The organism is Acinetobacter sp. YH12134 (assembly GCF_013418555.1).
GTDB lineage: Bacteria > Pseudomonadota > Gammaproteobacteria > Pseudomonadales > Moraxellaceae > Acinetobacter > Acinetobacter indicus.
Genome location: NZ_VPBT01000028.1, coordinates 1 through 9,248, shown reverse-complemented (window position 1 = coordinate 9,248; position 9,248 = coordinate 1). Strand labels below are relative to the sequence as shown.

Genomic DNA, 9,248 nt, shown 5'->3' with positions numbered 1-9,248 from the left:
TTCTTGACTCAAGCATTAATGCAGTACGATCTTCAAAGTTAAGATGATGGTATGACAATTTTATATACTCCATAAACCCTTTAAATTAATTAGGTGGTTTATGTCGCACTTCAAGTTTTACTCTGCCCATTATGAAGATGCTCTTCAATTATTAAATTGTCCATCTAACTGGTTCAATACATATTGGATCAAAACAGAAATACTTAAAATCGAGGATTTACTTTATTGGAAAGTAATTAAAACCTCCGATATTAATAGAGCTGTAAAAATTAGGAGTGAATACTTAACAGGTGCTGAAGCTAGTAAACTCATGAATATGCATAAGTCATATATACCTAATTTAAGCACTCAGGGACTTATTACACCCCTTTTAATTGGTAACACACATAAAATAAAATTTTATAGGAAAGCTGATGTAATTGATTTGATTAAGAAAGGCTATGGTTATACCTCAAACTCTTAGTTAAGAATTCATCTCACTTTTATTGATAATAATATACTAATAGAAGAATTATGAGTAGAGTAAACTGTTCAAAATAATATCAAAAAACCATAAATAGTAGATTAATATTTTAACACAACCATTTTGCCTCACGATTTAATAAAATATTATCTTCTGATTCAGTAATAATATTTTTTAAATCAATTGAAATAAGGTCATCATTTTCATCAAACTCTAAATAATCTGTATAATTTCTTAGTAGTTGAATGGATGCAACTCGTGAAAAACCATATTCCTGAATAGCAATATCTTTTGAATTAATAGTTCCATATTCTAAAAATTTAGCTAAGTTTATACCAGCTTTTTCCTCACCATGAATAGATTTACACAACTGATAATAGTGACTGACATGCGTTTCTAGAGTAAATCCTATATCGTGTTCTAAAGTTGTAATCACTTGAGAAATTTTAGCATTGATATGATTAGGATTACTTTTATCAAAATCTATCCACTTATAATCAAAATATACTTTGTTACTATAGGTTATAGAATCATTTAAAATCTCATTAATAGATTTTCTTCTTACCCAAGAATAAGCTATTCCTTGGTATACAAAAAGAATATCATCCCTAAAAAGACCATAAATTTTATTGATCATTTTTATATATTTAAAAAAATCATCTCTTTTAAAAGTAGTTAATATATTATTAATATTACGAGCAAAAGACATTGCTTTTGCTTGTATTTCAGAACTAATTGTATGATTTTCTGAGAAGACAGAAATATTTATATCATTAATTGCTTTTCTAGAAAGAAAACTTTCACCAGCCTCAATAATTTTAGATCTTTTTTGGTAAGGTATAGATAATAAATTTGGACCAAGTTTATTATTTTCTTTAAAATCTAATATCTCTGATAAAATTATAGTTGAAAACTGGACAACTGCTGATTCAGGTTTTTTAACCTTATCATTAAGGTAATTTAAAATTTTTTTATCTGATAAAATAGTTTTGGTTAAGTTATCTGTTAATATTACATCATTTTTAGATAGAATTTCTTTTTTATTAAAACTTTTATCTTGAAGATTAATACAAAATATATTACCAGTAAGTTCATTTTTATAGCGACCAGCACGCCCTGCTAAATTCCAAAAATCTAATCTAGATCCATCGTCTTTATTAGTAATTTTGAAAGGATAAATAAAAACATTTTTTGTTGGTAGATTTACACCTTCAAGCAAAGTGGAAGTACAAAATATATATTTAAGCTTTCTTTTTGCATAAAGATCTTCAATACGCTTTCTAATAAAAGAAGGTAAACCACCATGATGGAAAGCTACTTTATATTTTATTAATTCAGCCAATGCGAAATCACTATGAATATATTTAGAAATAAGTTCGGATTCACTAAGTAGTTCTTGATCAACTGTACAAGTTTCACCATTTGATATTAAATAGTTTTTAAAAAAAATAGATTTATTTATACAATCAATCTTACTTGAAAAATAAATAAGATTAGAATCACTCCCCCCGCCAATTGAATGTATGAAGTCAAAGTCATTAGAATAAATTTTATCATGTTCAATATCGACAATTTTATTTGTAATAGTGTCATAGTATTGATATTGATTATTTCCTAAATCTATCGAATATAAATTCTGTGAGACAGGACTTTCTTTAATAGTCTTACTTGTACCATTTTTAATATTAAATAGGTCAAATAATATATTAGGATTAGAAATTATGGGACAAGAAAATATAAGCTTCATTTGGGGAAACTTAGATAGAGACCTATTAATTACCTTAAATAAAGTTATAGACCTCTTATTTTTTTCTAGTAATTTATGAGCTTCATCTACAAAAATTATATCAATAATAATATCTGAGTACTCAGGTGAATATAGTAAACTATTATATCTTTCCTGCGTTAAAACTAAAATATTATGCTTATCCTCTCGCAGTTTTGAAATAGTTTTACCAACATTCAAATAATCCATTTTTTGTTCATTGATTATTTTTCTTAAACTTATAACGAATTCATCTAACAAAGCTTTAGTCGGTAAAATAAAAACAATATTTTTATATTCTTTTGAAAGTTGTATAGCACAATTTTTAATTAAAAAAGATTTACCAATTGAGGTTGGTCCAGAAAAGCTAAAATACTTTTCACTTATAATATCATTATAAAGATCATACTGATTATTTGTGAAAATATCATTAGAATTAGAAATAGTTTGTCTAACTTTTCTTATTTCACTAATAATACGACTTGTTGCAGATATTTCCACCTTTTCTGATGTAAAAATTTCTGCAGCAGAAAATAAACCAAATTTATTTAAAACAGATTTCTTTATTAATTCTTTATATTCATCTTCACCAGCAATATCATCAATTAGTGCAACAATTTTTAACGCTAAATTCTTATTTTTAGATTGCTCAGAACTTGATAGAAAATCACAATATTTCAAAATTTTAGATTGATCTTCTTTTTTTAAAAGGGGTGTAAAATCGTTAAAACAATTCTGAAAAATAAGATTAGAACTTAATTGAATTAAGTTCTCATATTTTTTCTTAAAGTCATCACTCTCTGTTATCTTTGTACAGATGTATTCTAATGCATTAACTTCCACCATCAAGATCCTTTAAGAATTTATCTGCAATCTCATTTTCTACATTCATTGGTATTACTATAATATGTAAATTTAAGCCTAAATTAAGTTTTTTCAGTATCGTATTATCTATTTTATCACAAGCCTTATTTATTATACTAATAATATAATCATTAACATTATCAAATTCCGATTCAATAAATAACTCCATTGACAAAGTATAGATTAAACAAAAATTACTTATTCTTCCATCATAGTTAAAAAGAATATCAAAAATTCTATCACATATTTCTTGATCAATATTTTGATCCAAAAAAGATCTTTCAAGTAACAAATTTTGACTGAATTGATAATTATTAACATTCGATATAATATGTTCAATATTTATTTTAATATTTGATTCCAATGCATTATGCCCACAATAATTTGAAATAGCTAGATCTAAACCATCATTTATAAATAAATAATGTGTATGGTGATATAACTCATCACTTAAACTAGTTGAATATAAGTGAGGTGCATTTAAATATGCCTCTGCTACTCTAGCACTTAAAATCTTATTGACAGGTTCTAATTCTATATTTTCAAATATTACTTTCACTGCATGATATGGTATAAAGTTAATATTTCCTTTTTTTGGCATAAATATTTGATAAAAATCATTTGTTATAGTTTCACAAATATCCTTAATATCATAATGCGGATATCCAGTTTTTCTTGGTGCATACAATACCAACTTAAGTTTTTCAGAAATACCCTTAGTATGAATAGTTTCAAAATGTTCACTTAGACTATTCTTAATCTTGATACTAAATAGCGTTGTATCAAAAACTTTGCATTCAAAAAAGTTATCAATACTTTCAAAATTTAAACTTGATAAGTCCTCAGCAATTAAATCATTATGTTTGCCATTTTGTATTAGTAAACCTTTTGCTACCCAATTTTTTTCGTGGGAAGTAAAAACCACTGAGCCTGATATACCATAATAGCTATCATCCTTTTCCTCCAAATTAGGCGTTGGATCCGAATAAAGATTATATTGAATTTTATTATTTATTATTTGGGGACAATCTAGAACAAGCCTGCTATGTTGCTCATCCGATTTCATAAACCCATGTGCATAATATTTATTACTATCAACACTAGTATTAATTTTTAATTTTGTATCTGAATTTTCACTAACCTCAATTAATACTATGTCCTTATTAATCTCATAGTATATATTTTTAATTTTAAGTTTAAACTCTCCACTATTAAGTTCTATCTTAGATCTATCAAACTGATTAGTACAATTTCTACAGCAATCAATTACTTGACCACTATAAAGTTCACAACTACTTTTTAAATCACAAATTCCATGTTTAGTTGCTATAACGAAAGATTTTTTTTCATCATAAGATTGAAAAAAGAATCCTGTAGATTCGTCATCAATAGACCTTACTTTTATAAAATTATTAGCATTCATAGACTATTGTATTCAAGTTATCTGTAGAAAATGTAGCATTAATCACTTTATTTAAATCTTTAAGTTCAGTGAATAAACTTATGAAATTTTGCTTTTTAGCACTAAAATGTATTGTAGGGTTATTATCAAAACTTAATATTCTTGCAATTGTTCGATTATTAGGATGATTATGCTTTGACTTATCTGCACATAAGATGTATTCAGTTTTTCCAACAATCCGTAAAAGGTCCATATTTGTATTTTTTTCACTTCCATGATGAGATAATTTTATTACGTTAAAACTTTTATCCTCATAATTTTTAAGCTTTATTCCATTAACAATATCCTCAGCATATGCATCAGCTAGAAACAACCCTCTAAAATTTCTATACTCAACTACAAAAGCTATACTTGCTTTATTAGGTTTAGATGTATCTCTAATAAAAGTATCTTCATTTTTTTCAATCTTAACTAAACATTCTCCTAATGGCACATCATTTTTTTTATAGGCTGAAATCTGTGTTGGACTTAACTCTTTTTCCCCCTTAGAGATTTCACCAGCGTCATAAGCTCTATACATCTCTTCTAAGGCTTCTACTGTAGGAGTTATAGCCTCTATTTTGATACCATTAATCACAATAGGACTATCAAATATAGTCAGTGTATCTATGGCTATTTTTTTATCTTCTATTAATTGTTTTCTTAGCTCATTATCCTGTTTGAAAGAGATTTGAGGAGAGCTTATTGCAACAATATCAGGTATATCATTCAGACTATTAAATACTATTTTTTTGATTTTAATACTAGTTTGTAATAAGTATTTATATCCCCCAATATGATCATCATCATTATGTGTAACAATCGCTAAATCAATTTTTCTTGAGTCACCCAATAAGGCTTCTAATGTTGGAATAATAGCTTTTCTTATTTTCATTTTTTTGGGACCACTATCTACTAGGATTTTAGTGTGCTCAAAATCCAGAAGAATACAATCACCATGCCCCGCATCTAAAACATGAACTTTCAACATAATAGTTTAAAACTTACCCACCTTAAAATATCTTAACTTTTTTTATAAAAAATAAATAGATATTTCAAATTTCTATGGTCTTCATTTTGCATACTTAACACTCGCATCTAATGAAAAAATTTATCTTTATTGTTTCTAATGACATAAGTTGCGTCGTTGTTTTAAGATAATGACAAGAGTCATGTCGTTTATTGATGTCATCATATGTCGCAATTCGATTTAAACTATTGATTATATTGCAAATTAAATGACAATCGATGTGTCGTTTTACGAGATTTAAAAAATCCCGCTCTTGAGCGGGATTTTTTGCAATCTAAAGGAGGATTCTAAAATCCTCCTGATTCATAATTTAAATTTGGTTGTACTTAATTAAATCATCCAACACCAAATTAGATGCTGTCGTATTTTCAAGTATAATCAAATCCGTTTTTGCATATGTAATATCTGTCGCAGAACCATCCCGATCAATCGTAACGACGGTATGCTCTCCACGTTGCTCTAGGGTCACAAAATTTCCTAAAGTTTCGCTTGTAACACTTTGTTCACTAAGTAGTGCTGAGATATCAATACTATCCCCTTCAGTAGCATTAAAGTCGGTCCAGGTATCTGTTCCATTTCCGCCGCTGTTACTCGCTGAATTAAGTACGTTATAGATCACAGTATCACCACCATTTGAATTAGTGGTGATCACATCATTAAATGCTGTACTTGTGAAATCTCGTCCTACACCAATTGTTAAGGTTGCAGTTGAAGTCTCGCCAGATAAAGATGTAAGTGTGTAATTAAACGTTTCAACACCACCATAATTGGCAGTATTAGCTTGATAACTATACTCACCATCACCACTAATTGTCAGATTACCGTAAGTACCTGTAATCACAACATCACCTGAGCTTTGAGTCAGCGTTTGAGTACCAATCGTTAAAGTTGTGAACTTATTTGCTAAAATATCAGCAGTACCATCTGTGAAGATATTACCTGTTTCAGTTAATTCAGCACTATTCACGGCTTGATAAGAATCAAGATCTATCTTATTCATTGTTACTGGAGAGGCTGTTAGCGTTACAGGATAAGCTGAGCCACTTAAACCACTGAAACTATATTCTATAGTGTAAGTTCCCGAATTAAGAACCAAGTTACTAAAGTTTGCAGTAGCAGTAGGCGTATCTAAAATATTGAGGGTAGACGTTGTAACGAATTGCGATGGTAAAGTCGCAATGATATTCCCTAAACTGTCTTTTAATGTAGCAATTACATTACCTGAAGCAGAGGCAAGAGGACTGTTCTCGCTTATTGTAACACCTGTTGATACAGAAGTTGCTCCATCATTAGGACCTACAGTAAATGACATCGATTTAGTCACAGCTGCTGTACTAGTGATATTAGTTAAACCTGTCGTAACAGACGTTGCAGTAACTGTCGTAGCTGTGTTGTACACCAAGCTAGTCGAAACTTCACCTACGTCATTGGTGGCATTCACTACTACCGCCTGATCTGCACCCACTTCTGTAGGATCACTTGGCCAGGTGATTAAGCCTTCGCCATCAATTCTGATATTTAACTGCGCAGTATCTTCTGAACCGTTAAAATCACGAATTGTATAAGTGAAGGTATCGACTTTACCAATGTCTGCTAGGTCTCCATTACTGACATACTTATATGCACCGTTTGGTGAAATATAAAGCGTACCATAAGCACCTTCAACCACAGTATTGCCGTTATCAATTGCTACGTCTGGATCACCTAACTCATTACTTACAAATTTAACGTAAGTCGTTGAGTTAACGAGGTCGGCACCATCCGTACTGCTGATCACGTTACCCTCAATTTCGTTAGAGCCTAGGTACTTATCTGTTTGAGAAGTAATTTCAAACTCAACACCACCAAAAAGTTCTGCAGATAATGCTGAATCAAGTACGTTTAATATACTTTGTAATAAACCTACATTTTGTGGGGTTTCTTGCAATGCAAGAGTATACGTTCCAGGTGGTAAATCTTCCACAGTCACAGTACCACTATACGTAGAAGTAATCCCTGGCGTGAATGTAATAGCATTTGGCACAACAATATATTCAACTTGCGATACGTTATTATCATCCACATAGTGTCGTTCAAGTACAGCATTAAATATCTGAGCTGAATTTAAACCTAAGAGAGTTCCTAATACACCAAGTCCTACATCGATTACACTACCTGAAACATTTATAGTTACATCAGAAGTTGTACTTTGTTCAACTTCAAAGTTGAAAGGAACTTCTGAACCTAAAGATATATCAATACCTACCAAGCTAACGCCTAATAGTTGCGATGCTCCTCCTGTTGTACCAATGTCATCACCAATTTCTTCGTAGTAATTTTGAACTGTTGCCAGATCATCATTTGCTACGACTTCATCTACGTAGTCAGGTGGTAATAATGTACTGTCATCAAACGGTGTTCCCGCAATATCAATAATAATTTGCGCAGTATCCGTTTGAGTACCATTCTGAATTGTGTAATTGAAGATCTCCGTCTTACCAAGAGCCTCCTCACCAGTTGTTACTTTATAGGTAAACGCACCTGTAACTGTATTAATTTCAAGAACACCATAATCACCTTGGATTATTTCAATACCTGATACTGAATTTCCATCAATTTCACTAATGATCGTACCTGCTGGTGCAACATCGACACCATTCCCGTTATCTTCAAATACATTTGATGAGAATGTATATGTAGGGAAAACCTCTTCTGTACCAGCAATTGTAATGTCTGTGCTTTCATACAATGTCAAGGTATTTGTTACAAGCGGCCCAACTACCTGATCAATTAACTCATCAATCACTTCAACTGGTAAAACATCAAGCAATTGACTAACTACACTAGAAATTGGTAATCCAATCGTATTTACGGGAACTAAAATTGCTTGAACCAAAGTTACTAATGGTGCAGCTAGCTCTGGAGTTAATACTGCATTAATTGCATTATAAATAGCTTGCTCATTTGATGCACCTAAGATAGCTTCCTCTCCACCAAGTTTATCTAACTCAATACCATAGATCAGATCAGACAAGAGACTACTATCTTTTGCAACTACAGCCGTGTATTCACCCTCAGGAAGATCAGACAATGTAACCGAAATACCATCTGGGTTATTCACAATCCCTAATATACCTACCCCCCCAAGAGTAACAACTCCCCCTTGGTTACCAATACGGGCTACTTCAGTTTGTACTCCGGCTACATTTTGATAAACAATAAGCTGGAACGCTTCTGCGACAGATAAAAAATCCTGTTGTGAAGCTGTAATAGTGATATTGCCTGTATGTGCTTGACCTACATCATTTGGATCTTGTGGGATTGAAAAATCTGCACCTAAGATTTCACCTTCTGTGCCACCTAATAGGTCAATATAAGTTACGTCATTGTAACTTTCAGCATCACGCTCTATTAAAGCTTCTTGCCCCATATCCAATACATATTCATCATTAATTGCATTAAGCGTTGGGGTTACCGCTGGAATCACGATATCCATCAAATCATTGAGACGGACTTGGAAGTCACCCGCTTCAGTTGGGAAGTCATCAACAATACCATCCACCGCTGCTTGCGCATCTGCTTTCGCTTGTTGGGCTGCCGCAAGGTCTTGCGTTAAGGCATCCACTTCCGCTTGGCTGATGGCATTGTCTGCAATCGCATCAGCAAGTGCTTGATCCGCTGCTGCATAGGCTGCTTCTGCCGCTGC

Annotated in this window: 5 protein-coding genes; 1 reads left to right on the top strand and 4 read right to left on the bottom strand. The window is 31.3% G+C overall.

The window, feature by feature from the left end; genetic code table 11:
• Positions 1 to 100 precede the first annotated feature (100 nt).
• Positions 101 to 463 (top strand): hypothetical protein, encoded by a 363-nt coding sequence (locus FTU69_RS13190; protein ID WP_180104020.1) that lies wholly within the window; start codon positions 101 to 103, stop codon positions 461 to 463.
• Positions 464 to 572: 109 nt separating this feature from the next.
• On the opposite strand, the gene FTU69_RS13185 is transcribed toward FTU69_RS13190, so the two are convergent.
• The 4 genes from FTU69_RS13185 to FTU69_RS13170 form a co-directional block, all read right to left on the bottom strand.
• Entirely contained in the window at positions 573 to 3,074 is a 2,502-nt protein-coding gene (locus FTU69_RS13185) for a DEAD/DEAH box helicase (RefSeq protein WP_180104019.1), read from the bottom strand.
• Entirely contained in the window at positions 3,061 to 4,515 is a 1,455-nt protein-coding gene (locus tag FTU69_RS13180) for a hypothetical protein (protein WP_180104018.1), read from the bottom strand. Before FTU69_RS13180 ends, FTU69_RS13185 begins: the two co-directional genes overlap by 14 nt.
• Positions 4,505 to 5,524 (bottom strand): ComEC/Rec2 family competence protein, encoded by a 1,020-nt coding sequence (locus FTU69_RS13175; RefSeq protein WP_180104017.1) that lies wholly within the window; start codon positions 5,522 to 5,524, stop codon positions 4,505 to 4,507. Before FTU69_RS13175 ends, FTU69_RS13180 begins: the two co-directional genes overlap by 11 nt.
• 349 nt (positions 5,525 to 5,873) lie before the next feature.
• Positions 5,874 to 9,248, bottom strand: a 3,375-nt coding sequence (locus tag FTU69_RS13170) for a type I secretion C-terminal target domain-containing protein (RefSeq protein ID WP_180104016.1), incomplete at its 5' end; no start/stop codon positions are given.